A 23,069-nucleotide genomic window follows, 5' to 3' on the forward strand; every position below is an offset into this window, starting at 1 on the left:
GGTTAGACTCGCCCGGCTGTAGGAAAGATCATGTTGACGGGGTGAATTCCTTCCGATGAACGACACCAGCACGACCCAGCCGAAGCAGGCCGCCGGTGCCGACGTTTCCGAGACCGACACCGGCCACGGCAAGCACCGCGGACCGGTCTCCAGCCAGGAGGGCGTGGTGACTCCCAGGGGCCGCCACCGCAAGCCCGCCGAGGAGTCCGAGACGGCCGCCTGACGGCACGGACAAGCACCAGCGCAAGCGGCTCCGGCCCCGTTCGTCGCATCCGGCGGACGGGGCCGTTGTCGTTCACCCGTACCGGACGACCGTGTCGGCGAGGACGGCCGCGTCGTCGCGCTCGACGGCGCTCACGGTAACGCGGACCTCTCCCGCACCGGTACGACTCGTACCCGTACGACTCGTACCCGTACGACTCGCACCGCCACCATCCGCCCCCGCACCACCAGCACCACCCGCACCACCCGCCCCGACGGGCCTCCACATCCGCACCCGCAGCGTCTCCCCGGGGTACACCACCCCGGCGAACCGTGTGCGGTAGGCGCGCACCCGGGACACGTCGCCGTCCAGCAGCGTGTCCACGACCGTCCTGAGCGTGGCGCCGTACGTGCACAGGCCGTGCAGGACGGGCCGCTCGAAACCGGCGCGCGCGGCGAACTCCGGGTCGGCGTGCAGGGGGTTCCAGTCGCCGGAGAGCCGGTAGAGCAGCGCCTGGTCCTCCCTCAGGGCATGTTCGGCGACGTGGTCCGGTGGCCCGGCGGGCGGTGGCGAGGGGCGCCCGGACGGGCCCCGGTCTCCGCCCCAGCCGCCTTCCCCGCGTACGTAGACCTCGGCCTCGTCGGTCCACAGCGGCCCGGCCGCGTCGGTGACCTCGGTGCGCAGCACGAGGACGGCCGCCGTGCCCTTGTCGTACGCGGCGACGACGCGCGAGGCCGCGCTCGCCCGGCCCCGCACCGGGACGGGCCGGTGCAGGCGCAGCCGCTGCCCGCCGTGCAGGACGTGGGCGAGGTCGACGTCGACGCCGGGCACGGACAGCGCGCCGATCACACCCGGGGCGCCGCCGCCGGCCACCGTCGCGAAGCTCGGCAGGACGTGCAGCCGGGACTCCAGGGTGTAGCGCAGCTCGCGCGGGTCGGTGGCGGGGCGGCCGGCGCCGATGCCGAGGTGGTAGAGCAGGACGTCCTTGTGGTCCCAGGCGATCTCCCGGACCCGGGGTGCGGCGCCGAGTGCCCCGGCCGCGTCGATGGGCATGGCCCTGCTGCTCCTCCCGGTCGCGACGACGATCACGGACAGCCCCGACCGTACGGGACGCGGGCCGCCCGTGACATTCGTCCTTTCGATCTCCGGACAACCGCATCTGCCGCCGGTCCCCGCCCGCTCCGTAGCGTCACCCGGTATGACACCGACACAGGGCGCCCTCCCCGCCGTCCCCGCCGTCGCCTTCGCGGGGGCGGCCAAGGCCTACGGCGCGGTCCGCGCCGTCGACGGCGTGGACCTGCGCATCGAGCGCGGGGAGACGGTCGCGCTGCTCGGCCGCAACGGCGCGGGCAAGTCGACGGCGATCGCGCTGCTGCTCGGCCTGTGCCCGCCCGACGCGGGCACCGTGGAGCTGTTCGGCGGGCCCCCGGAGCGTGCCGTGCGGGCCGGCCGGGTGGGAGCCATGCTCCAGGAGGCACGGGCGGTGCCCCGGGTCACCGTGGGCGAGCTGGTCTCCTTCGTGGCCGGCCGTTATCCGGCGCCGATGCCCGTCGGGGAGGCCCTGGAGCTGGCCGGGATCGCGCAGCTGGCCGGGCGGCGCGTGGACCGGCTGTCCGGCGGGCAGACCCAGCGGGTGCGGTTCGCCCTCGCCCTGGCCGGCCGTCCCGACCTGCTGGTCCTGGACGAACCGACGGCGGCCCTGGACGTGGAGGCCCGGCACGCCTTCTGGCGGTCGATGCGGGCGTACGCCCGGCGCGGCAGCACGGTCCTCTTCTCCACCCACTACCTGGAGGAGGCCGACGCGCACGCCGACCGGATCCTGGTCGTCGACCGGGGGCGGGTCGTCGCCGACGGCACCGGCGACGAGCTGCGCCGGGCGGCGGCCGGTGGCAGCCGGGTCTCCTTCGACCTGGCCGGACGGCCGACCGAGGACCTGACGCTGCTGCCCGGGGTCCGCTCGCTGGAGGTACGCGGGGACCGCGCGGTGCTGCGCACCGAGGACTCCGACGCGACCGTGACCGCCCTCGCCCGGATCGGCGCGATACGCGGTCTGGAGGTCGCGCCCGCGTCCCTGGACGACGCGTTCCTTGCCCTGACGACGGCGGCGCCGGTGCCGGAGAAGGAGGCCGTGCGATGAGGGACTACCTCGTCCTCGAAACGCGCCGCACGCTGCGCGACCCCGGCTTCGTCGTCGGCGGGGTCGCCCTGCCGGTGCTGATGTACCTGCTGTTCACCAACCTCGGGGGCGACCCGGGCGACTGGAGGACGGGCGCGATGGTCGGCATGGCCGCGTACGGCGCGGTCGGCTCCGCCCTCAACACCGGCGGCGGGGTCGCCGAGGACCGTGCCATCGGCTGGCTGCGGCAGTTGCGGGTGACTCCGATGCCCCCGCACCAGGTGGTCGTGGGCCGTGCCCTGACCGCCTCGGTCACCGTGCTGCCGGCGATCACGGCCGTCCTGGCCGCGGGCGGCCTGCTCAACGGCGTACGGCTGGACGCCTGGCAGTGGGCGGCGCTGGCGCTGCTGCTGTGGCTGGGGTCGGTGCCCTTCACGCTGCTGGGGCTCGGCAACGGCTACCGGCTGACCGGGCAGACCACGGGCGTGGCGAACATGGTGGCGAACATGGGTCTCGCGGTGCTCGGCGGGCTGTGGTTCCCGCTGGCGCTCTTCCCGGAGTGGCTGCGCGCGGTGTCGGCGTACACCCCGACCAACCGCTTCGCGCAACTGGGCACCTCGGTCGCCACGGGGCACGCGCCGCCCGCGGGTGCCATTCTCGTCCTGACGGGATGGCTGCTGGCCTTCGGCGCGTACGCCGTCCTGTCCTACCGCCGCGGCGCGGCGACCGGCTGAGCGCCGCGAGCGACGCGAGCGCCGGAGTGGAAACCGGAGTGGAAGGGAGCCGACACCCATGACCGGGACCCGAGGGCGGCTGCGCAGGATGTCGTGCCGCCTGGACGCGTGGCAGCTGGCACGGCAGTCCGATCCCGCCGCCGAGACCGGCGGGCGACCGGAGCGGATCGGGCCGCCGCCCACCGGCTTCACGCTGCTGCCGTGGCTGCTGCTGGGCCTGGGCAGCCTGGCGAACATCTTCCAGGGGGACAGCTCCAACCCCTGGATCGGCGGCGCGGGCCTGCTCGTCTTCAACTCGCTCTACGTCTACGTCGCCTTCCGTTCCTTCGACAAGGAGTTGCGCGAGTCGCCGTCCACGCGGCTGGCGCTGGCCGTCATGGCGCTGGTGACCTGCGGTCTGGCGCTGGCGTACGGGGGCAGCTGGCTGCTGTTCTTCCCGCTGCTGGGCCTGGCCGCGGGGGCGGCGCTGCGCGGCCGGTGGCTGGGCCGGTGGGGCTGGTCGCTGGCGCTGGTGGCGGGCGTCGTGGCGGGCGTCAAGGACGGCTGGACGGGTCTGAACATCGCCTACGGGACCTTCCTGTCGACGATGGTGACGGCCGCGATCCTGAGCCTGTCCGACGCCGTACGGCAGTTGCGCGCCGCCAGGGAGGAACTGGCCACGCGGGCGGTGGCGGAGGAGCGGCTGCGGTTCTCGCGGGACCTGCACGACCTGCTGGGGCACACGCTGTCGGTGATCGTGGTCAAGTCGGAGGCCGCCCGCCGGCTGGCGCCCCGCGACCTGGCCGCGGCGCTGACCCAGATCACGGACATCGAGTCGGTCGGCCGCCAGGCGCTGACCGAGGTCCGCGAGGCGGTCACCGGTTACCGGGAGGGCAGCCTCGGCACCGAGCTGGACCGGGCGCGCTCCGCGCTGAGCGCGGCGGACGTGGACCCGGTGGTGCACCGCTCGGGACCGCCGCTGCCGCCGCAGGCCGAGGCGCTGCTGGGGTGGGTCGTGCGGGAGGCGGTCACCAACGTCGTACGGCACAGCGGGGCGAGCCGGTGCGAGATCGCGGTCGCGGGCAGCGCGGACCGGGTCCGGCTGACGGTCACGGACAACGGTACGGGCGACGCCCTCTCGCCCCAGGGGCCGGGCACCGGTCTGACCGGGCTCCGGGAACGCCTCGCCACGGCGGGCGGTTCGCTGACGGCAGGGGCGGAGCCGCGGGGCGGCTTCTCGGTGACGGCGGAGCTGCCGGTGCGGGCGGAGGGGAAACCGGTGGGCGTACCGGTGTAGCCCGCGCGCCGTGTGACACCCCGGCCCGCGCTGTGCCGCCCTCTACCCTTGCCCCGTGACCGACGAGACGCCCCGCGCCCACCCCGTCCGCGTCCTGCTCGCCGAGGACCAGGGCATGATGCGGGGCGCGCTGGCGCTGCTGCTCGGGATGGAGGAGGACATCGAGGTGGTCGCGCAGGTGGCGGCCGGTGACGAGATCGTCCCCACCGCGCTCACGCACCGCCCCGACATCGCCCTCCTCGACATCGAACTGCCGGGGCTGAGCGGCCTGGACGCCGCCGCCGAGCTGCGGGAGCGGGTGCCCGGCTGCCGGGTGCTGATCCTGACCACGTTCGGCCGCCCCGGGTACCTGCGGCGGGCCATGGAGGCGGGCGCCGCGGGGTTCCTGGTCAAGGACGGTCCGGTGGAGGAGCTGGCCGGGGCGATCCGCCGAGTGCTGGCCGGGGAGACGGTCGTCGATCCGGCGCTCGCCGCGGCCGCGCTCAGCGCGGGTCCGAGCCCGCTCACGGCGCGGGAGTGCGATGTCCTGCGGGCCTCGGCGGGCGGGGCGACGGTCGCCGACATCGCCGGCGTGCTGCATCTGTCCGAGTCGACGGTCCGCAACTACCTGTCCGCGGCGATCGGCAAGACGGCGACCCGCAACCGGGCGGAGGCGCTGCGCGCTGCGCGGCGGCAGGGGTGGCTCTGACCGGTCCCCGGAGGCGGTTCGTCGGCCGCGGGCCGGTGGGGGTTGGTCGCGCCCCGCGGCGGAGCCGCACATGGATACCGCCCCGCGCCCCTTGAGGACGGTCCACCGACCGGCGACGCCGGGCGACCGGAGTGGCTGCCGAGGCGGGGGCGGTTCGTCGGCCGCGGGCCGGTGGGGGTTGGTCGCGCCCCGCGGCGGAGCCGCACATGGATACCGCCCCGCGCCCCTTTGGGGCGCTCCAGCGAACCCGGTGGCACAGGTATGACGCGAACTGCTCGCGCCCCAGCGGTGCAGCCGTGCAGTCAGGCCGTGTTGTGGGCCTTCGGCTCGGATGTCGGCCTTCCTGGCGGGAGCCATGCCCACATGAGTACGGCCGCGGCGAGCAGGACCCCCGTCCCCGTGCGGAAGACCAGCGCGTAGCCGTCCGTCAGGGCCGCCGGGTCCGTGTCCTCGCCCCCGGCCCGGCTCGCCGCGATCGTCGACATGGCCGCGAGTCCCAGCGAACCGCCCATCGTGCGGGAGGTGTTGATCAGCCCGGAGACCAGTCCGGCGTCCCCGGGTGCCGCGCCGGAGATGGCCAGCGAGGCCAGGGGGGTCGCCGCGAGGCCCGCGCCCAGCATCATCAGTACGCCGGGGATCATGATCGCGGTCAGATAGCCGCCGTCCGCGGTCATCGTCGACTGCCAGCCGAAGCCGACCGCCGCGACGAGCGTGCCGAGCACGGCCACGTTGCGGGCCCCCAGCACCGGCAGGAACCGCGGGGCCGTCTTCGAGCCGAGGATCACCGCCAGGGAGCTGGGCACGAGGGCCAGGCCGGCCTCCAGCGGGGAGTAGCCCAGCACGTTCTGCGCGTACAGGGTCATGAAGAACCACATCGAGAACATCGACGAGCCGGACACCAGCATCGCCACGTTCGCCGACGCGACCGACCGCAGCCGCAGCAGCCCGAGCGGCATCAGCGGGGACGCCGTCCGCGCCTCGACGAGGAGGAAGAGTCCGAGCAGCGCGAGCCCGGCCGGCAGCGGCACCAGGGTCGCGGTCGCCGCCCACCCCTCGGACTCGGTCTGCGAGATGCCGTAGGCCAGCGTGGCGAGACCGGCGGTCGCCAGCAGCGCTCCCGGCAGATCGAGGCGGCGGCGCAGGCCGCCCCGGCTCTCGGTCAGCCACAGCACGGCGCCGGCCAGCACGACCGCGCCCACCGGCACGTTGATCAGCAGCACCCAGCGCCAGGACAGCCCGTCGACCAGGACGCCGCCCACCAGTCCGCCCGCCGCGCCGCCGCCCGCGCCCACGGCGGTCCAGGTCGCGATCGCGCGGGCCCGGGCCGCGCCCTCCGGCACCGCCGCGGTCAGGAGCGTCAGCGTCGAGGGGGCCAGCACCGCCGCACCGAGGCCCTGCACCGCCCGGGCGAGCAGCAACTGCCAGCCCTCCTGGGCCAGACCGCCGCCCAGCGAGGCCAGCGTGAACAGCCCCAGCCCGACCAGGAACATCCGCTTTCGACCGTACAGGTCACCGGCCCGTCCGCCGAGCAGCATGAACCCGGCGAAGGCGATGGCGTAGGCGTTGACCACCCACTGGAGCCCCTGCGCGCTCAGCCCGAGGTCGGTCCGCATCGACGGCAGGGCGACGTTCACGACGGACACGTCGAGGACGACCAGGAACTGTCCGGCACACGCGATCGCGACGACCAGCCATGTGGGTGGGGTACGGCGCGGCGATATTCGGGGGGCGGTGGAGATACCGCTGGCTTCCAGCATGGGTGTCATGGTCTCAACCCGGGTGCACCCCTTGCATCGGTATTTCGGCCCCGGACCGGCCTAGGTCCCGCGACCTACTCGCCATCTGGTGGTCACCCCAAGAGACGGTCAAGAATTCGTTAGCGACTCGAAGCAACGGAATAGTTGCCCCGGCGCACGAGGTTCAGTCTGCACGTATCCGATCACGCACCGCATCCACACACTCCGGCCTGGAGGCCCCACCCCATGTCCCACACGACGACCGACGAGCCCGCGCGGCGAGCGAGCGGGGCCACCGTCCCGGTGCTCGCGTTCGCGGGCATCGTCGTCGCGGTGATGCAGACCCTGCTGGTCCCGGTCATCAAGGACCTGCCCCGACTTCTGGACACCTCACCCAGCAACGCCACCTGGGTCCTGACCTCCACGCTCCTGTCCGGAGCCGTGGCCACGCCGATCATGGGCCGGCTCGGCGACCTGTTCGGAAAGCGCCGCATGCTGATCGCCAGCCTGTCGGTGATGGTCGCCGGCGCACTGCTCAGCGCGCTCACCGACGCCCTGGTCCCGATGATCGTCGGCCGGACCCTCCAGGGTGTCGCCATGGGCGCGATACCCCTCGGCATCGGCCTGATGCGCGACATGCTGCCCCGGGAGCGGCTCGCCTCGGCGATGGCGCTGATGAGTTCATCGATCGGCGTCGGCGGCGGCCTCGCCCTGCCCGCCGCGGCCCTGGTCGCCCAGCACACCGACTGGCACGCCCTGTACTACGGCGCCGCCGGCCTCGGTGTCGTCTCCATCGTCCTGACCCTGCTGGTCGTGCCGGAGTCCCCGCTGCGCGCCAAGGGCTCCTTCGACCTGCCGGGCGCGCTGGGTCTGTCGGCCGGTCTGATCCTCTTCCTGCTGCCGATCAGCAAGGGCAGCGACTGGGGCTGGTCGTCGCCCACCACGCTCGGCCTGCTCGCCGCCGCCGTCGTGGTGCTGCTCCTGTGGGGCCTGATGGAGCTGCGCGTCGCCGCCCCGCTGGTCGACCTGCGCACCACCGCCCGCCGCGAGGTGCTGCTCACCAACCTCGCCTCGATCATGGTCGGCGTCTCCTTCTTCGTCATCTCCCTCGTCCTGCCGCAACTCCTCCAGCTGCCCTCCGAGACCGGCTACGGCCTCGGCCAGTCCATGGTCGTCGCGGGCCTGTGCGTGGCCCCGCTGGGCCTGACGATGATGTTCACCGCGCCGGTCTACGCCCGCCTGTCCGCCCGCTACGGCCCCCGCACCACGCTCATCATCGGCCTGGTGATCATCGGCGTCGGCTACACCGGCGGCCTCGGCCTGATGAGCGCCGCCTGGCAGACCGTCCTCACCTCGGTGCTGATCGGCGCGGGCATCGGCCTGGCCTACTCCTCCCTGCCCGCGCTGATCATCGGCGCGGTCCCGGCCTCGGAGACGGGCGCCGCCAACGGCCTCAACACGCTGATGCGGTCCATCGGCACCTCGGTGTCGAGCGCCGTCATCGGCATGGTCCTCGCCAACACGGCGAACGACGCGGGCGGTGTCGCCGTCCCCACCCTGCACGGCTTCCGCATCTCCTTCCTGATCGCGGCGGGCGCCGTCGCCGTCGGCCTGGTGCTGGCCTTCTTCCTCCCCAGCCGCAGGCCGTCGACGGTCTCGCAACTGCGCGCGAGCAGCGAGGAGGACGCGAACCTGGCCCGCGCCGAGCAGGCCCTCGCCGGTGCCGGACAGCCGCCGCACGGCTTCCGCGGCCGGGTGCTGGCCGCCGACGGCGCCCCCGTCCCGCGCGCCAAGGTCACGCTGATCGACCGGCACGGACGGCAGGCGGGCGCGACCCTCTCCGCGGGCGACGGCAGCTACGCACTGGCCGTGCCCGCCGGGGGCCCGTACGTCCTGGCCGCCCGGGCCGCGGGCCACGCCCCGCTCGCCCACGCGGCCACCCACGGCGGCGACCGCCCGGTCGACCTGGACCTGTCCCTGCCGGGCGAGACGGTCCCGGCCTGACCCGCTGCCGCCCCGGCCCCGTACCCCCCGTCGCATCGCGCGGCGGGGGGTACGGCAGCATGGGGCGCCGGCACACCCCGTACGACGCGCAACGCACGACGCACGACGCACGACCACTGAAAGGTCCCCATGACCGCGGCCCCCGGCTCCCTCCCCGCTCCCTCCCCCGACGTCCTGGCCGCCTTCGAGGCCGCGAAGGGGTTCATGCCCGCGCACGAGGGCCGCGCGCTGTACGCCGCCGCCGTGGAGGCGGGCGGGCTCGGGCTGCCGCTGCTGGAGGTCGGCACGTACTGCGGGCGCTCCACCGTCCTGCTCGCCGACGCGGCCCGCCGGGCCGGGGTCACCGCGCTCACCGTCGACCACCACCGGGGCAGCGAGGAGCAGCAGCCGGGCTGGGAGTACCACGACCCGGAGACGGTCGACCCGGAACTGGGTGTGATGGACACCCTGCCCGCCTTCCGCCGCACCCTGCACCGGGCGGGTCTGGAGGAGCACGTGGTCGCCCTGGTCGGACGCTCCCCCCAGGTCGCCGCGGTCTGGAACTCCCCCCTCGGCCTCGTCTTCATCGACGGCGGCCACACCGACGAGCACGCGAACGCCGACTACGAGGGCTGGGCCCCGCACGTGGCCGACGGCGGGCTGCTGGTCATCCACGACGTCTTCCCCGACCCGGCCGACGAGTTCACCGGCCAGGCCCCGTACCGCGTCTACCTCAGGGCGCTGGCGTCCGGCGCGTTCACCGAGGTCTCCGCGACCGACTCGCTGCGCGTCCTGCGGCGAACGGACGTGGGCATCCGAGGGCGCGGTTAGAGTCGCTGACGTGTCGTACACAGGCCCGGACTTCGAACCTCCCCAGCCCCGCCGCTCCCGTCTGCGCCGCCCGCTGACCGTGGCGGTCGCCGCGCTCGTGCCCGGGGCGCTGCTCGGGTGGGGGGTGTACGCGGCGGTCGGCGGCCCGGACGACGGGGGCGGCGGCGACGCCGGGCACGCGGCGGGCGCAGGGGCGTCGGCGGCTCCGTCCTCCGACGCCACCGGCTCCGCGGGCGGCGACGCGAAAAGGCCCGCGGGTTCGTCCCCCGCGCCCCCGTCCGAGGAGCCGTCCGCGTCCGCCTCGAAGTCCGCCCCCGCCGCGGGCTCCGGTGCTCTCCGGGGCAAGGTCGTCGTCATCGACCCGGGGCACAACCCCGCCAACTTCCAGCACCCGTCCGAGATCAACCGCAAGGTGAACGTCGGCACGCACTGGAAGGAGTGCGACACGACGGGCACGGCCACCAACGCGGGCTGGCCCGAGGCGAAGTTCACCCTCGACGTGGCCCACCGGCTGCGCACCCTGCTGGAGGCGCAGGGCGCGACCGTGAAGCTGACGCAGGACGGCGACCGTTCGTACGGACCCTGCGTGGACGAACGGGCCCGGATCGGCAACGAGGCGAAGGCGGACGCCGCGATCTCGATCCACGCCGACGGGTCGGGGACCGGCAACCGCGGCTTCCACGTGATCCTGCCGGGCCAGGTGCACGACGGGGCCGCCGACACCCGCCCGATCGTGGCGCCCTCCGCCGAACTGGGCAAGCGCGTCGCGGGCGGCTTCGTGCGGGTCACGGGCACCGCGCCCGCCAACTACCTCGGCGACGGCACCGGTCTGGTCACGCGCACGGACCTGGGCGGTCTCAATCTGTCAACGGTTCCCAAGGTGTTCATCGAGTGCGGCAACATGCGCGACGGCACGGACGCGGCCCTGCTGACCAGCGGCAGCTGGCGACAGAAGGCGGCGCAAGGGATGTCTGAGGGAATCGTGAGTTTCCTGCGCGGGTAGCGACCGGCGTCCCGATCCCTGCGGACAGCCCCGAGGTGCGGACGATAGTGTCCTCCGTACGATGAGGGGCCACCCCCGCGCTTCACACCGGAACCTTTCGGCGCCGTCGTGACAGCGATGCCTCTACCGACGACGACACGACCTACGAAGGACCTGAAGTGAATATCCGCTCGCTCACTCGAGGCGACGGCGTGGTGATCGGAGCAGCGGTGTTGCTGTTGATCGCGTCGTTCCTCGACATCTACTCGATCGACGGTGCGCCGGACGGCGCCGAGATCCCCAGCCTGTGGGGCAGTGGCTCGGTCGTGCTCGGTGTCGTCCTGGCGGGCGTCATCGGCGCCGCGCTCGTCGTCGTGAACCGCGCCATGCCGCAGCCCAGGAAGGTGGCCGGTCTCGACCTCGGCCAGTTCGGCATCGCCTTCACGGTCTTCGCCGCGTGGTGCGCGCTCGGCAACATCTTCGACCCGGCGGGCGCCTTCGACAACGACGGGGGCCTGGACAACGTCGGGGCCGGGATCGGTCTGATCCTCGCTCTCGTCGCCACGCTGCTCATGGCCGCCGCGGCCGTGGCCACGCCGCTGCTCCCCGCCCTCAAGGGCACCCTGATCCCGGCCTCCCGCCCGGCCGCGCCGCAGCCCTACGGCGGCCAGCCCCAGGGTGGTTACGGCTACCCGGGCGCCCAGCAGCAGCCGTACGGCGGCCAGCCGGGTCAGCCCCAGCCGGGTCAGCCCGGTCCGTCCTTCGGCGGCCAGCCGCAGCCCGGCCAGCCGCAGCCGGGGCAGCCCCAGCCCGGTCAGCCGCAGGCGCCGCAGCAGGCGCAGGCGCAGCCGGCCGGGGACTTCTCCCCGTTCTGGTTCGCCGTGCCGGTGCCGCGTCCGCTGTTCGCGGAGGACGGTTCGCCGACGCCGATCGCCGAGCTGGCGCCGGGCACCTGGTACCTGGCCGTCGAGCAGCGCGGTGCCAACCTGGTCGCGCAGACCCAGGACGGCCGTCGCGGCGTCCTCCAGGACACCTCGGGCATCCAGCGCGGCTGATCGCACCGCCGCCACCGACACCTCAACGGCCCCCCGTCCGGAACGAGTTCCGGGTGGGGGGCCGTCGGCACAGGTTTCCTCCGGGCCTGCCGGGCCATACGGAAGGCATGTCTAGATACAGCGGTTCCACCTCCGCCGGCCGGGCCATCGCGATCGTCGCGGACATCATGGCCTTCATCCTCGGCCTGTGGATCCTGATGTACCTGTTGGACGCCAACCGGGCCAACGACCTGGTGCAGTTCGTCCATGACGCGGCCAGTTGGCTGGCCGGCTGGTCGCACGACCTCTTCACGTTCGACGAGGCCTGGGCCCGGGTCGTCGCCGGCTACGGACTGGCCGCGGTCGTCTACCTCTTCGTCGGCCACGCCGTGGCCAATCGCCTCGGCCGTCACTGACCGTCCCCGACCGGCCGGGCCCGGCCGGTCAGACGCAGCAGTCCGGGTCCAGTCCCCTGGGCAGCCGGTCGCCCGCGAAGACCTGGCAGGTGGCCTCGTGGCCGCCGAGCGCGGCGACGGCGAGCAGCAGCGATCCGGCCGTCCAGGTGGTCAGCTCGCGCGGCCATATGGCGTCGTCCTCGAAGACGTAGCCCGTCCAGTACAGGCCGCTGTCCGCGTCCCGCAGGTGCTGGATGGACTGGAGGATCTCCAGGGCGTGGTCCGACTCCCCCACCGCCCACAGGGCGAGGGCGAGTTCGGCCGACTCGCCGCCCGTCACCCACGGGTTGGGGACGACGCAGCGCACGCCGAAGCCCGGGACCACGAAGCGGTCCCAGCTCTCCTTGAGGCGGGACCTGGCCTCGGTGCCGGTCAGCGCGCCGCCGAGGACCGGGTAGTACCAGTCCATCGAGTAGCGGTCCTTGTCCAGGAACCGCTCGGGGTGGCGGCGGATGGCGTGCCGCAGCGCACCGGCCGCCAACTCCCAGCCGGGCTGCGGCTCTTCGCGCTGCTCGGCGATGGCGAGCGCGCAGCGCAGCGCGTGGTGGACGGAGGAGCTGCCGGTCAGCAGCGCGTCCGTGGTGCCGGTGCCGTCGTCGTCGCGGCGCCAGCCGATCTGTCCGCCGGGCTGCTGGAGGCGCAGGACGAACTCGACCGCCGCGTGGACGACGGGCCACATCCGCTCCAGGAACGTGTCGTCTCCGGTGGCGAGGTAGTGGTGCCAGACGCCGACGGCGACGTAGGCGACGAAGTTGGTCTCCCGGCCGCGGTCGGTGACGTCGGCGAAGTCCCCGTCGGCGTAGGCGGCGTACCAGGAGCCGTCCGGGTTCTGGTGCCGGGCCAGCCACGTGTAGGCCCGCTCGGCGGCCTCGTGCTCGTCGGCCGTGTCCAGGGCCATGGCCGCCTCGACGTGGTCCCACGGGTCGAGGTGGTGTCCGCGGAACCACGGGATGGCGCCGTCCTCGCGCTGGACGGCGAGGATGCCGCGGACGGTCGCGGCGGCCTCGGCCTCGGTGAGGACGCCGGGCAGGACGAGGTGTTCGGTACGGGGGGTGCGGGGCGAGCGCGAGGTCGTCACGCGGCGTCCACCGGCGGCAGGTGCGGCTTGGTGGCGTAGGCCACGAAGCTCTTGCCGATCAGCGGGTTCAGCGCCTGCTCGGCGACCCTCGTCGCCAGCGGCTTCTTCATGATGTCCCACACCAGCAGCTTGTGGTACGCCCGCACCGGCAGCGCCTTGTCGTTGTCGACGCCGAACGCGCACTTGAGCCACCAGTACGGCGAGTGCAGCGCGTGCGCGTGGTGGGTGCCGTACGGCTTGAGCCCGGCCTCGCGGATGCGGTCGAGGAGCTGGTCGGCCCGGTAGATGCGGATGTGGCCGCCCTCGACCTCGTGGTAGGCGTCGGAGAGGGTCCAGCAGACCTTCTCGGGGCCGTAGCGCGGCACGGTGACGGCGATGCGCCCGCCGGGCCTGAGGACGCGGACCATCTCGGCGAGGACGCCCTTGTCGTCGGGGATGTGCTCCATCACCTCGGAGATGATGACGACGTCGAAGGACTCGTCCGGGAAGGGCAGGGCCAGCGCGTCGCCCTCCATGGCGGTGGCGGTGGCTCCGGCCGGGGCCTCGCCGGCCTCCTCCATCGCCGCGAACCACTTGGCGACCTCGCGGATCTCCTCGGCGTTCCGGTCCAGCGCGACGACCCGTGCCCCGCGCCGGTAGCACTCGAAGGCGTGCCGTCCGGCGCCGCAGCCGAGGTCCAGGACGCGGTCGCCCGGGGCGAGCGGGAACCGGGAGAAGTCGACGGTCAGCACGTGGCCCTGCTTTCGGGGTAGACGCCGGTGTCACTGGTGGTCGGGGTCGCGGGCACGATCCTCGGCGTGGTCGTGGGGGCGGCGGGGCCGATGGCCTCGCGGTAGCGGGCGACGGTGCCCTCGGCGGCGCGCGCCCAGGTGAAGTGGCGCAGCACGCGTTCGCGTCCGGCGGCGCCGAGCCTGGCCCGCAGTTCGCGGTCGCCCAGCAGCCGGTTCAGTCCGGCGGCCAGCGCGTCGGCGTCGCCGGGCGGCACCGCGAGGCAGGTCTCCCCGTCGGGTCCGGCGACCTCGGGGACCGCTCCGCCGGTGGTGGCGAGCAGCGCCGTGCCGGTCGCCATGGCCTCGGCGGCGGGCAGTGAGAACCCCTCGTACAGCGACGGCACGCACGCGACCTCCGCCGACCGCACGAGGTCGACCAGTTCGGCGTCGGAGATGCCCTTGACGAACTCGACGGCGCCTTCGAGGCCGTAGCGCGCGATCGCCTGTGCGACGGGCCCCTCGGCGGGCCGCTTGCCGACGACGACGAGGTGGGCCCGGGGATGCTCGGTGCGCGCCTTCGCGAGCGCCTCGACGAGGAAGACCAGGCCCTTGAGCGGCACGTCCGCGCTGGACGTCGTCACGATCCGGCCCGGCACCCGGGGCACCGACGGGTCGGGCGAGAACAGGTCGGTGTCGGCGCCGATGTGGACGACGTGGATGCGGTCGTCCCGTACGCCGAGGTGGTCGACGATCTCCTGGCGGGAGGTGCCGGAGACGGTGAGCACGGAGGGCAGGCGGCGCGCGACGCGCTTCTGCATCCGGGTGAAGGCGTACCAGCGGCGCACGGAGTAGCGGCGCTTGCGCCCTTCGGCGGCGTCGAGTTCCAGCTGCCGGTCGACGGTGATGGGGTGGTGGATGGTGGTGACGAGGGGCGCGCCGACGTCACCGAGCAGGCCGTAGCCGAGCGTCTGGTTGTCGTGCACGACGTCGAAGTCGCCGCGGCGGGCGCGCAGATGGCGGCGGGCGCGCAGCGAGAACGTCAGGGGCTCGGGGAAGCCGCCGGTCCACATCGTGCCGACCTCCAGCGCGTCGATCCAGTCGCGGTACTCGCCGCGCTTGGGGGTGCGGAAGGGGTCGGGCTGGCGGTAGAGGTCGAGGCTGGGCAGCTCGGTGAGGGACAGCCGGTCCGCGAGGCCCTCGTCGAGCACGGGGTAGGGCTGGGAGCCGATCACCTCGACGCGGTGGCCGAGGCGGGCCAGTTCGCGGGAGAGGTGGCGGACGTAGACGCCCTGGCCGCCGCAGAACGGGTTCCCCTTGTAGGTGAGGAGTGCGATGCGCAGCGGTGGCGAGCCGTCGGCGGCGGGCTCCGGACGGGGACCCCTCTGACTGGCCTCGGCGGTCACTCTGGGCCCCCTTCTCACTGCGCTCCCGCGACACTACGTCGGGAGGTTAATCTAGAACAAGTTTCAGACTTGATCGTCAGCGGCTTCGAATCTACCGGCAGGTAGCCAGGCTGTGACGAGTGGATCAGGTGATTCACGCCACGGGGGAGAAGGTGAGCACGGTGGACCACGCGACAGCGGAGGCGTCCGGTCCGGCGCACCGCTCCTCCGCCCCGCCCCTGACCGAGCGGCAGCGGGAGCGCCGCCGCCGCATCCTGCACGCGACCGCCCGACTGGCCTGCCGGGGCGGCTTCGAGGCGGTGCAGATGCGCGAGGTCGCGGAGTCGTCGCAGGTCGCCCTCGGCACGCTCTACCGGTACTTCCCGTCCAAGGTGCATCTGCTGGTCGCGACCATGCACGACCAGCTGGAGCGGCTGCACGGCACCCTGCTCAAGAGCCCGCCCACCGGTGAGACGGCCGGGGACCGGGTGGCGCAGACCCTGATGCGGGCCTTCGGCGCCCTGCAGCGCGAGCCCCGGCTGGCCGAGGCGATGGCCCGCGCCCTGACCTTCGCCGACCGCGGCGTCTCCCCGGAGGTCGACCAGGTCTCGCGGCAGACCACGGCGATCATCCTGGACGCGATGGGCGGCCTGGAGAACCCCACCCCGGAGCAGCTGTCGGCGGTCCGGGTCGTCGAGCACACCTGGCTCTCGACCCTGATCACCTGGCTCGCCGGCCGCACCTCCCTCGCCCAGGTGCGGGTGGACATCGAAACGGTGTGCCGGCTGATCGACCTGACGGAGGCCGGGAGGGAAGCGGAAGCCGCCGCGCACCGCTGAGACCGCCCCTCGGTCCGGACCCGAGGGGGCGGGTAAAGTGGCGGCGTCGTCATCACCCGTACGGGGGGAAGCCGGTGCAATTCCGGCGCTGACCCGCAACCGTGAGCCGGCCGCCGAGCCCCTTGGGCTCCCGGACGGTGAGCCGGACTGCCCCGCACGGATGTGACCGGCTCACGTGCCCGGCGCCCGCCGGTGCACGGGCACCGTCGAGGCATACGGGCCGAGCCGCCGGGGGTGCCCCGTGCTGCCGGGCCCGCACAGGGAAAGGCACCCGCCGATCATGAACGTCCGCCGTCGCAGCAGCGCCGCGGCTCTGGCCGCCATAGCCGTGATCGGCGCCGCCACCGCGCCCGCGGCCGCCGCCGATCCGTCGCCGTCCGCCTCCCCGTCCACGTCCGCACCGTCCGGGCTGTACGGGACCACCGACCCCCAGTACGACGGTGTCTGGCGCCAGTCCCTCGCGCTGCTCGCGCAGGACACGGCGGGCGTGATCCCGTCCTCGACGGCCGTGAAGTGGCTCACGGACCAGCAGTGCGCGAACGGCGCCTTCGCCCCCTTCCGCGCCGATGCGGCGGCGGCCTGCGACGCCAAGACCCCGATCGACACCAACAACACGGCCGCCGCCGTTCAGGCGCTGTGGGCCGTCGGCGGGCACGGCGACGTGGTCGAGAAGGCGCTCGGCTGGCTGAAGTCCGTGCAGAACAAGGACGGCGGCTGGGGCTACAGCCCCGGCACTCCCAGCGACGCCAACTCCACCTCCGTCGTCATCGGCGCCCTGACCGCCACCGAGACGAACCCCGAGGACGTCGAGAAGGGCGGCAAGTCCCCGTACGACGCCCTGCTGACGTTCGCCCTGCCCTGCGCGAAGGACAAGGGCGCGGGCGCCTTCGCCTTCCAGCCCGACAAGGACGGCAAGCTGCTCGCCAACGCGGACGCGACCGCCGCCAGTGTCCTCGGCGCGCTCGGCAAGGGCCTGGTCACCGAGGCCGGTGCGAAGTCCGAGGCCGCCTCGTGCACCGACGCGGGCAAGCCCACCCGCGAGCGCGCCGCCGCCAACGCCGCCGCGTACCTCACCGACACGCTCGCCAAGGACGGCCACCTCGTCTCCGCCCTCGGCGGCTCCGCCGACCAGCCCGACTACGGCAACACCGCCGACGCCGTCGTCGCCCTCGCGGCGCAGGGCGGCGCGGACAAGGCGGCCGAGCCGCTGGCCTGGCTGAAGAAGAACGCCGCGAAGTGGGCCGGGGAGAGCGGCCCCGCCGCCTACGCCCAGCTGATCTTCGCCGCCCACGCCACGGGCACCGACCCGCGCGCCTTCGGGGGCACCGACCTGGTGGAGAAGCTGAACGCGACGGGGCCGGCTCCGCAGGGAGCGGCGGCGAAGGACACCGCGTCCGCGAACGCGGACGAGAAGTCGGACGAGAAGGAGGACGACGACTCCCCGTTCGGCGTCTGGTGGTTCGTCGGCGTCTGCCTGGTCTTCGGCATCGGCATCGGCTTCCTGCTCAGCAACCGCAACAAGAAGCAGCAGCCGTGACCCGCCGCGTCGTCCTCTTCCTCCTGGCCGCGTTCCTGCTGATCGGGACCGCGGGCCAGGCGCAGGCCGCCGGGTACCGCTACTGGTCCTTCTGGGACCGCGACGGCGGGAAGTGGGTCTACGCCACCCAGGGCCCGTCCCTGGTCCGCCCCTCCGACGGCGACGTGCAGGGCTTCCGCTTCGCGGTGAGCGAGAACTCGGGCGACGCGGCCCAGCCGCGCGGCACGGCGGACTTCGCGTCGATCTGCGCGAAGACCCCGGCGAAGGACGGCAGCAAGCGGGTGGCGCTGGTCCTCGACTTCGGTACGGGCCCCGACGCCCCGTCCGGCGAGACCCCGCCGGCCCCGCGCACGGCCTGCGCCCAGGTCTCCCCCGACGCGACGACGGCCGACGCCCTGGCCGCCGTCGCCGACCCCCTCCGCTACAACACCAACGCCCTGCTGTGCGCGATCGCGGGCTACCCGAAGTCGGGCTGCGGCGAACAGGTGTCGCAGAAGCAGAACTCGCCGGCCACGGCCGCCCCGAAGACCGCGGAGGACGACGACGGCCCATCGGTCGGCCTCTACGCGGGCATCGCGGTGATCGCCGCCCTGGCCGCGGCAGGCGCCTGGCAGGCAAGGCGGCGCAGAAATGCCCCCCGTTAAACCTGCGGGCAATCGTGCCGCTCCCCCTGCGGGCAATCGTGCCGCTGGGGCGGCACGGGTGGGCGCAGGCGGCACCCTGCAAGCGCCGGTAAGCGCCCCCACCCCCCACCAGCGCCGCGAAACCGTACACCCCGGCGCCTGGTGGCTCTGGGCTCTAGCCCTCGGCACCGCCGCCACCCGCACCACCAACCCCCTCCTCCTCGCCCTCCTCATCACCGTCTCCGCCTACGTCGTCATCACCCGCCGCCCGCACGCCCCGTGGTCCCGCTCCTACGGCGCCTTCGTCAAACTCGCCCTCGCCGTCCTCCTCATCCGCATCCTCTTCACCACCGTCCTCGGCTCCCCCATCCCCGGCACCCACACCCTCCTCACCCTCCCCGAAGTCCCCCTCCCCGACTGGGCGCAGGGCATCCGCCTCGGCGGCCGGGTCACCGCGGAGGGCCTCACCTTCGCGCTGTACGACGCGATGAAGCTGGCCACCCTCCTCATCTGCGTCGGCGCGGCGAACGCCCTCGCCAACCCCGCCCGCCTCCTCAAGTCCCTCCCCGGCGCCCTGTACGAGATGGGCGTCGCCGTCGTCGTGGCCCTCACCTTCGCGCCGAACCTCATCGCGGACGTCCAGCGCCTGCGCGCCGCCCGCCGCCTGCGCGGCCGCCCGGACCGGGGCCTGCGGGGCCTGCTCCAGGTGGGCCTCCCCGTCCTGGAGGGCGCCCTGGAGCGCTCCGTCGCCCTCGCCGCCGCGATGGACGCCCGCGGCTACGGCCGTACCGCCCAGGTCCCGGCCCGCGTCCGCCGGACCACCGCCGCCCTCACCCTGGGCGGCCTGCTCGGCGTCTGCGCGGGGACGTACGGGCTGCTGACCGCGGCGGGCGGCACGTACGGCATCCCCGTACTCGTGGCCGGTGTCGCCGCCGCCGTCGCGGGCCTGTGGCTGGGCGGCCGGCGCACGGTCCGCACCCGCTACCGCCCCGACCGCTGGGACGCCCGCGCCTGGCTGGTCACCGCCTCCGGCGTCGCGGTCGCCGCGCTCCTGTTCCTGGCTGCCGCCCGCGACCCGGCGGCGCTGCACCCGGGGGTGGTCCCCCTGGTCGCGCCGTCCCTCCCGCTGTGGCCCGCGGCGGCCGTACTCGTCGGCCTGCTCCCGGCGTTCATCACCCCCGCACCCGAGTCCGCCGTGAAGGAGCCGTCGTGATCCGCTTCGAGGACGTGTCGGTCACGTACGACGGTGCGGCCGAACCCACCGTCCGGCACGTGGACTTCGAGGTCCCGGAGGGCGAACTCGTCCTGCTTGCCGGTCCCTCCGGCGTCGGCAAGTCCACCGTCCTCGGCGCGGTCGGCGGCCTCGTCCCGCACTTCACCGGCGGCACGCTGAGCGGCCGGGTCACCGTGGCCGGCCGCGACACCCGCACCCACAAGCCGCGCGAACTCGCCGACGTGGTGGGCACGGTCGGCCAGGACCCGCTGTCCCACTTCGTGACGGACACCGTCGAGGACGAACTGGCCTACGGCATGGAGTCCCTGGGCCTCGCCCCGGACGTGATGCGCCGCCGTGTCGAGGAGACCCTCGACCTGCTGGGCCTGTCCGATCTCCGCTCCCGCCCCATCGCCACGCTCTCCGGCGGCCAGCAGCAGCGGGTCGCCATCGGCTCGGTCCTCACCCCGCACCCGGACGTGCTGGTCCTGGACGAGCCGACCTCCGCCCTGGACCCCGCCGCCGCCGAGGAGGTCCTGGCCGTCCTCCAGCGCCTGGTCCACGACCTCGGTACGACGGTCCTGATGGCCGAGCACCGCCTGGAGCGGGTCATCCAGTACGCCGACCAGGTCGTCCTGCTCCCGGCCCCCGGCGAGGCGCCGCTCATCGGCGCTCCGGCGGACGTGATGGCGGTGTCCCCGGTGTACCCGCCGGTGGTGGGCCTGGGCAGGCTGGCGGGCTGGTCCCCGCTGCCGCTGACGATCCGGGACGCCCGCCGCCGGGCGGCTCCGCTGCGCGAGCGCCTGGCCGACCGGGAGATCCCGGACCACACCCCGCCGCCGTCCGCCCCGCTCCCGGCGCCGCCCGCCCCGCGCCCCGCCACCCGCCGCTGGCTCCGCCGGGGGACGGCCCCGCAGCCCTCCTCGTCCCCCGCCCCGTACGCCGCCGAGGTCCGTTCCCTCGCCGTGCGCCGCGACCGTGTCCAGGCCCTGCGCCACATCGACCTGACCGTCTCCCCCGGCGAGACGGTCGCCCTGATGGGCCGCAACGGCGCCGGGAAGTCGACCCTGCTCTCGGCACTCGTGGGCCTCGTCGAACCGTCGGCGGGTGCGGTCCGCGCCGGGGACGCCGTGCCGCACCGCACGGCGCCGCGCGACCTCGTCCGGCGCGTCGGCCTGGTCCCGCAGGAACCGCGCGACCTGCTGTACGCCGACACGGTCGCCGCCGAGTGCGCGGCCGCCGACCGGGACGCGGAGGCGGCCCCCGGCACCTGCCGCACCCTGCTGACCGAACTGCTCCCCGGCGTCACGGACGACACCCACCCCCGGGACCTCTCCGAGGGCCAGCGCCTCACCCTCGCGCTGTCCGTCGTCCTGACCGCCCGCCCTCCCCTGCTCCTCCTGGACGAGCCGACGCGGGGCCTGGACTACGCGGCGAAGGCCCGTCTGGCCCGCATCCTGCGCGACCTGGCCGCCGGGGGCCACGCGATCGTGCTGGCCACGCACGACGTGGAACTGGCCGCCGAGCTGGCCCACCGGGTCGTGCTGCTCGCCGAGGGCGAGGTGATCGCCGACGGCCCGGCGGCGGACGTGGTGGTGGCCTCCCCGTCCTACGCGCCGCAGGTCGCCAAGGTGCTGGCGCCGCGCAAGTGGCTCACGGTGGCGCAGGTTCGGGAGGCCCTGTCATGACCGGCGGCTCCCCTCCCCAGCGCCAGGCCCGTGCCGTGCGCCTCGGTCCCCGCTCGGTCGCGGCCCTCGTGCTGGTCAGCGCGGTGGGCGTGGCGGGCTTCGGCTGGCCCTTCCTGGCCCCGCCGGACGCCTCGCTGAACGCGCACGCGCAGGACGCGCCGTGGCTGTTCGCGGGCGTGCTGGTGCTGCTGGTGGCGGTGGTGGCGGCGACGATCTCGGAGTCGGGTCTCGGTCCGAAGGCCGTGGCGATGCTCGGCGTGCTGGCGGCGGCGGGCGCGGCGCTGCGCCCCATCGGCGCGGGGACGGCGGGCCTGGAGCCGATGTTCTTCCTCATGGTGCTCAGCGGCCGGGTCCTCGGCCCCGGCTTCGGCTTCGTCCTGGGCTCGGTCACGATGTTCGCGTCCGCGCTGCTCACCGGCGGGGTGGGGCCGTGGATGCCGTTCCAGATGCTGGCGATGGGCTGGTTCACGATGGGCGCGGGCCTGCTGCCGGGCCCCGACCGCCTGCGCGGCCGCGCGGAGCTGCTGATGCTGGCCGTGTACGGCTTCCTGGCGGCCTTCGCGTACGGCACGGTGATGAACCTGGCGGGCTGGACCTTCATGAACACGCTCGCGTCGAACATCGCCTTCGACCCGGACGCGTCGGTCCCCGACAACCTGGCCCGCTTCCTCGCCTACTGCCTGGCCACGTCGCTGGGCTGGGACGGGGGCCGCGCCGCCATGACGGTCGTCCTGACCCTGGCGCTCGGCACCCCGGTCCTGAAGGCGCTGCGCCGGGCCACCCGCCGGGCGGCCTTCGAGACCCCGGTCACGTTCGAGCGGCCGACCGGCTGAGCCGCGCCACGTGACCGGGGCGCCGACGGCGGTGCGCCGGGTGCGCCTACGGGAGGACGATGTCGCGGCCCGGTCCGCCGTCGACGGTGTCCTTCCCGAGGCCGCCACCGACGAGGTCGTCGCCGCCCTCGCCGTGCAGCATGTCGTCGCCGGTGCCGCCGAGGACGAGGTCGCGGCCGTCCCCGCCCATGGCATGGTCGTCGCCGGAGCCGGCGTACACGGTGTCGTCGCCGCCGTAGCCCTCGATCATGTCGTCCCCCGCGCCACCCCACATCCGCTGGTCCTCGTCGTCACCCATGAGGTGGTCCATGCCGTCGCCGCCGTGCAGCACGGCGGGCCCCATGACCATGTCGTTCCCGTCGCCGCCCAGCACGGTGCGTGCCGTGTGGGCGTGCAGTTCGTCGTCGCCCGAGCCGCCGCTGACGGTGCCGACCCCGGGGGTGAAGGCGGCGACCGTGTCGTCGCCGTCGCCGAGGTGGATGTCGATCCGGTCGGGGCGGGGGGCGTCGGCGGGCAGTTCGCAGACGACGGCGGTGGTGTCCTCGGCCGATGAGTACGCGCAGTGGTCGCCCGGTTGGAGCGGTACCACGTCGCGGAAGCCGATCCGCTGGATGCCGTCGCTGGTGTACATGAAGAACACGTTGAGGTCGTTGGTGTGGCCCGCGGCGGCCGTGAAGACGATCGACTGGGTCTCCCAGTCGGCTCCGACGCGGGACTTCGCCTCGGCGGCACTGGCGGCGGTCGCCGGGCCGAGGGCGAGGCCGGCGGTGCACAGGGCCACGACGAACGCGCCAACGGCGGGTCGGTTTCGGTACATGGAACCTCATCTCGATGGAGTGACGGTTGACCGAACGGCTTGCGTGGTGCTGGCGGGGACTCGGCCGTGACGGCGGTCTCCTCTGCCGGCCCGGATGCGCGGGACCGTGAACTGACGCGGCGTCATGGTAAGCCGTCGCCCCTGCGGATGCGATGGGTGGGACTCGACGGCAAGGAGTGCTTCCGGAGTCGCCGCGGGAGGGGCCGGTGCCCGAGTCCGGGAGGGGCGCCGGCTCCCGCACCAGGGCGGATTCCCCGACCGCGACCCACCCCCGTGATCAAGTTTGTCTGTTTCATTGACATTTCACTGAGG

22 protein-coding genes and 1 riboswitch are annotated in these 23,069 nt (G+C 74.2%); of the genes, 16 read left to right on the plus strand and 6 right to left on the minus strand.

Translation table 11 applies throughout. The features are described from left to right. Positions 1–55: 55 nt before the first annotated feature. Complete coding sequence (locus ACGH52_RS12100) at positions 56–223, plus strand: hypothetical protein (protein WP_063124349.1); 168 nt, start codon at positions 56–58, stop codon at positions 221–223. Positions 224–295: 72 nt separating this feature from the next. On the opposite strand, the gene ACGH52_RS12105 is transcribed toward ACGH52_RS12100, so the two are convergent. Then, entirely contained in the window at positions 296–1,255 is a 960-nt protein-coding gene (locus tag ACGH52_RS12105) for a MaoC/PaaZ C-terminal domain-containing protein (RefSeq protein ID WP_210977410.1), read from the minus strand. A 145-nt stretch (positions 1,256–1,400) separates the two neighbouring features. On the opposite strand from ACGH52_RS12105, the gene ACGH52_RS12110 reads away from it, so the two are divergent. The 4 genes from ACGH52_RS12110 to ACGH52_RS12125 are packed head-to-tail and all read left to right on the plus strand — an operon-like array spanning position 1,401 to position 5,016. Next, positions 1,401–2,339: an ABC transporter ATP-binding protein gene (locus tag ACGH52_RS12110; protein WP_210977409.1), complete on the plus strand. Its 939-nt coding sequence runs from the start codon at positions 1,401–1,403 to the stop codon at positions 2,337–2,339. Next, a complete protein-coding gene (locus tag ACGH52_RS12115; RefSeq protein WP_076974109.1) occupies positions 2,336–3,052 on the plus strand; it encodes an ABC transporter permease in 717 nt (238 codons plus the stop codon). Before ACGH52_RS12110 ends, ACGH52_RS12115 begins: the two co-directional genes overlap by 4 nt. A gap of 58 nt (positions 3,053–3,110) precedes the next feature. After that, positions 3,111–4,328 carry a sensor histidine kinase gene (locus ACGH52_RS12120; RefSeq protein WP_210977408.1) on the plus strand — a complete coding sequence of 406 codons (1,218 nt, stop codon included), beginning with the start codon at positions 3,111–3,113 and terminating at the stop codon, positions 4,326–4,328. 55 nt (positions 4,329–4,383) lie between these two features. Continuing rightward, complete coding sequence (locus tag ACGH52_RS12125; protein ID WP_210977407.1) at positions 4,384–5,016, plus strand: response regulator transcription factor; 633 nt, start codon at positions 4,384–4,386, stop codon at positions 5,014–5,016. A 302-nt stretch (positions 5,017–5,318) separates the two neighbouring features. Here ACGH52_RS12125 and ACGH52_RS12130 read toward each other — a convergent pair whose 3' ends face one another. Further along, positions 5,319–6,773, minus strand: coding sequence for an MFS transporter (locus ACGH52_RS12130; RefSeq protein ID WP_399938983.1), 1,455 nt, complete (start codon positions 6,771–6,773; stop codon positions 5,319–5,321). A 225-nt stretch (positions 6,774–6,998) separates the two neighbouring features. Between ACGH52_RS12130 and ACGH52_RS12135 the strand changes: the two genes are divergently transcribed. From ACGH52_RS12135 to ACGH52_RS12155, 5 genes are all read left to right on the plus strand, one after another. Further along, on the plus strand, positions 6,999–8,756 hold the full coding sequence (locus ACGH52_RS12135) for an MFS transporter (protein WP_399938986.1): 1,758 nt from the start codon (positions 6,999–7,001) through the stop codon (positions 8,754–8,756). A 129-nt stretch (positions 8,757–8,885) separates the two neighbouring features. Continuing rightward, positions 8,886–9,566 (plus strand): class I SAM-dependent methyltransferase, encoded by a 681-nt coding sequence (locus tag ACGH52_RS12140; RefSeq protein WP_399938989.1) that lies wholly within the window; start codon positions 8,886–8,888, stop codon positions 9,564–9,566. A 10-nt stretch (positions 9,567–9,576) separates the two neighbouring features. After that, positions 9,577–10,569 carry an N-acetylmuramoyl-L-alanine amidase gene (locus tag ACGH52_RS12145; protein ID WP_399938992.1) on the plus strand — a complete coding sequence of 331 codons (993 nt, stop codon included), beginning with the start codon at positions 9,577–9,579 and terminating at the stop codon, positions 10,567–10,569. 158 nt (positions 10,570–10,727) lie between these two features. Beyond that, on the plus strand, positions 10,728–11,603 hold the full coding sequence (locus ACGH52_RS12150; RefSeq protein ID WP_076974115.1) for a DUF5336 domain-containing protein: 876 nt from the start codon (positions 10,728–10,730) through the stop codon (positions 11,601–11,603). A 107-nt stretch (positions 11,604–11,710) separates the two neighbouring features. Further along, complete coding sequence (locus ACGH52_RS12155) at positions 11,711–11,998, plus strand: hypothetical protein (protein WP_076974116.1); 288 nt, start codon at positions 11,711–11,713, stop codon at positions 11,996–11,998. Between the two features lie 28 nt (positions 11,999–12,026). Here ACGH52_RS12155 and ACGH52_RS12160 read toward each other — a convergent pair whose 3' ends face one another. Genes ACGH52_RS12160 through ACGH52_RS12170 form a run of 3 tightly spaced genes read right to left on the minus strand, consistent with a single transcriptional unit; the run spans position 12,027 to position 15,228 of the window. Continuing rightward, positions 12,027–13,115 carry a prenyltransferase/squalene oxidase repeat-containing protein gene (locus tag ACGH52_RS12160; RefSeq protein WP_059298946.1) on the minus strand — a complete coding sequence of 363 codons (1,089 nt, stop codon included), beginning with the start codon at positions 13,113–13,115 and terminating at the stop codon, positions 12,027–12,029. Then, the gene (locus ACGH52_RS12165; protein ID WP_121701144.1) at positions 13,112–13,846 is read right to left on the minus strand and encodes a class I SAM-dependent methyltransferase; all 735 of its coding nucleotides are present in this window, start codon (positions 13,844–13,846) and stop codon (positions 13,112–13,114) included. Before ACGH52_RS12165 ends, ACGH52_RS12160 begins: the two co-directional genes overlap by 4 nt. Beyond that, positions 13,840–15,228 (minus strand): glycosyltransferase family 4 protein, encoded by a 1,389-nt coding sequence (locus ACGH52_RS12170; RefSeq protein WP_076974118.1) that lies wholly within the window; start codon positions 15,226–15,228, stop codon positions 13,840–13,842. Before ACGH52_RS12170 ends, ACGH52_RS12165 begins: the two co-directional genes overlap by 7 nt. A 161-nt stretch (positions 15,229–15,389) precedes the next feature. Here ACGH52_RS12170 and ACGH52_RS12175 point away from each other — a divergent pair, with 161 nt between their 5' ends. From ACGH52_RS12175 to ACGH52_RS12200, 6 genes are all read left to right on the plus strand, one after another. Next, on the plus strand, positions 15,390–16,046 hold the full coding sequence (locus tag ACGH52_RS12175; protein WP_253191372.1) for a TetR family transcriptional regulator: 657 nt from the start codon (positions 15,390–15,392) through the stop codon (positions 16,044–16,046). Between the two features lie 64 nt (positions 16,047–16,110). After that, a riboswitch (cobalamin riboswitch) is annotated at positions 16,111–16,199 on the plus strand. Between the two features lie 127 nt (positions 16,200–16,326). Continuing rightward, positions 16,327–17,583 carry a prenyltransferase/squalene oxidase repeat-containing protein gene (locus ACGH52_RS12180; RefSeq protein WP_399938998.1) on the plus strand — a complete coding sequence of 419 codons (1,257 nt, stop codon included), beginning with the start codon at positions 16,327–16,329 and terminating at the stop codon, positions 17,581–17,583. After that, positions 17,580–18,227, plus strand: a complete 648-nt coding sequence (locus ACGH52_RS12185) for an SCO2322 family protein (protein WP_399939001.1) — start codon at positions 17,580–17,582, stop codon at positions 18,225–18,227. Before ACGH52_RS12180 ends, ACGH52_RS12185 begins: the two co-directional genes overlap by 4 nt. A 58-nt stretch (positions 18,228–18,285) precedes the next feature. Next, positions 18,286–19,419 (plus strand): energy-coupling factor transporter transmembrane component T, encoded by a 1,134-nt coding sequence (locus ACGH52_RS12190; RefSeq protein ID WP_399939004.1) that lies wholly within the window; start codon positions 18,286–18,288, stop codon positions 19,417–19,419. Continuing rightward, positions 19,416–21,107 (plus strand): ABC transporter ATP-binding protein, encoded by a 1,692-nt coding sequence (locus ACGH52_RS12195; protein ID WP_399939007.1) that lies wholly within the window; start codon positions 19,416–19,418, stop codon positions 21,105–21,107. The genes ACGH52_RS12190 and ACGH52_RS12195 overlap by 4 nt, the downstream gene beginning before the upstream one ends. Further along, positions 21,104–21,940: an ECF transporter S component gene (locus ACGH52_RS12200; protein WP_121700759.1), complete on the plus strand. Its 837-nt coding sequence runs from the start codon at positions 21,104–21,106 to the stop codon at positions 21,938–21,940. Before ACGH52_RS12195 ends, ACGH52_RS12200 begins: the two co-directional genes overlap by 4 nt. Positions 21,941–21,986: 46 nt before the next feature. Here ACGH52_RS12200 and ACGH52_RS12205 read toward each other — a convergent pair whose 3' ends face one another. Further along, positions 21,987–22,757, minus strand: a complete 771-nt coding sequence (locus ACGH52_RS12205; protein ID WP_399939010.1) for a calcium-binding protein — start codon at positions 22,755–22,757, stop codon at positions 21,987–21,989. Positions 22,758–23,069 lie beyond the last annotated feature (312 nt).

The organism is Streptomyces sp. BBFR25 (assembly GCF_044590125.1).
GTDB classification, from domain to species: domain Bacteria; phylum Actinomycetota; class Actinomycetes; order Streptomycetales; family Streptomycetaceae; genus Streptomyces; species Streptomyces canus_D.

Bases quoted from the DNA above. Each gene is read 5' to 3' on its own strand.
- ACGH52_RS12100 (WP_063124349.1), top strand. From the start codon at position 56: ATGAACGACACCAGCACGACCCAGCCGAAGCAGGCCGCCGGTGCCGAC.
- ACGH52_RS12105 (WP_210977410.1), bottom strand. From the start codon at position 1,255: ATGCCCATCGACGCGGCCGGGGCACTCGGCGCCGCACCCCGGGTCCGG.
- ACGH52_RS12110 (WP_210977409.1), top strand. From the start codon at position 1,401: ATGACACCGACACAGGGCGCCCTCCCCGCCGTCCCCGCCGTCGCCTTC.
- ACGH52_RS12115 (WP_076974109.1), top strand. From the start codon at position 2,336: ATGAGGGACTACCTCGTCCTCGAAACGCGCCGCACGCTGCGCGACCCC.
- ACGH52_RS12120 (WP_210977408.1), top strand. From the start codon at position 3,111: ATGACCGGGACCCGAGGGCGGCTGCGCAGGATGTCGTGCCGCCTGGAC.
- ACGH52_RS12130 (WP_399938983.1), bottom strand. From the start codon at position 6,773: ATGCTGGAAGCCAGCGGTATCTCCACCGCCCCCCGAATATCGCCGCGC.
- ACGH52_RS12135 (WP_399938986.1), top strand. From the start codon at position 6,999: ATGTCCCACACGACGACCGACGAGCCCGCGCGGCGAGCGAGCGGGGCC.
- ACGH52_RS12140 (WP_399938989.1), top strand. From the start codon at position 8,886: ATGACCGCGGCCCCCGGCTCCCTCCCCGCTCCCTCCCCCGACGTCCTG.
- ACGH52_RS12155 (WP_076974116.1), top strand. From the start codon at position 11,711: ATGTCTAGATACAGCGGTTCCACCTCCGCCGGCCGGGCCATCGCGATC.
- ACGH52_RS12180 (WP_399938998.1), top strand. From the start codon at position 16,327: ATGAACGTCCGCCGTCGCAGCAGCGCCGCGGCTCTGGCCGCCATAGCC.
- ACGH52_RS12200 (WP_121700759.1), top strand. From the start codon at position 21,104: ATGACCGGCGGCTCCCCTCCCCAGCGCCAGGCCCGTGCCGTGCGCCTC.
- ACGH52_RS12205 (WP_399939010.1), bottom strand. From the start codon at position 22,757: ATGTACCGAAACCGACCCGCCGTTGGCGCGTTCGTCGTGGCCCTGTGC.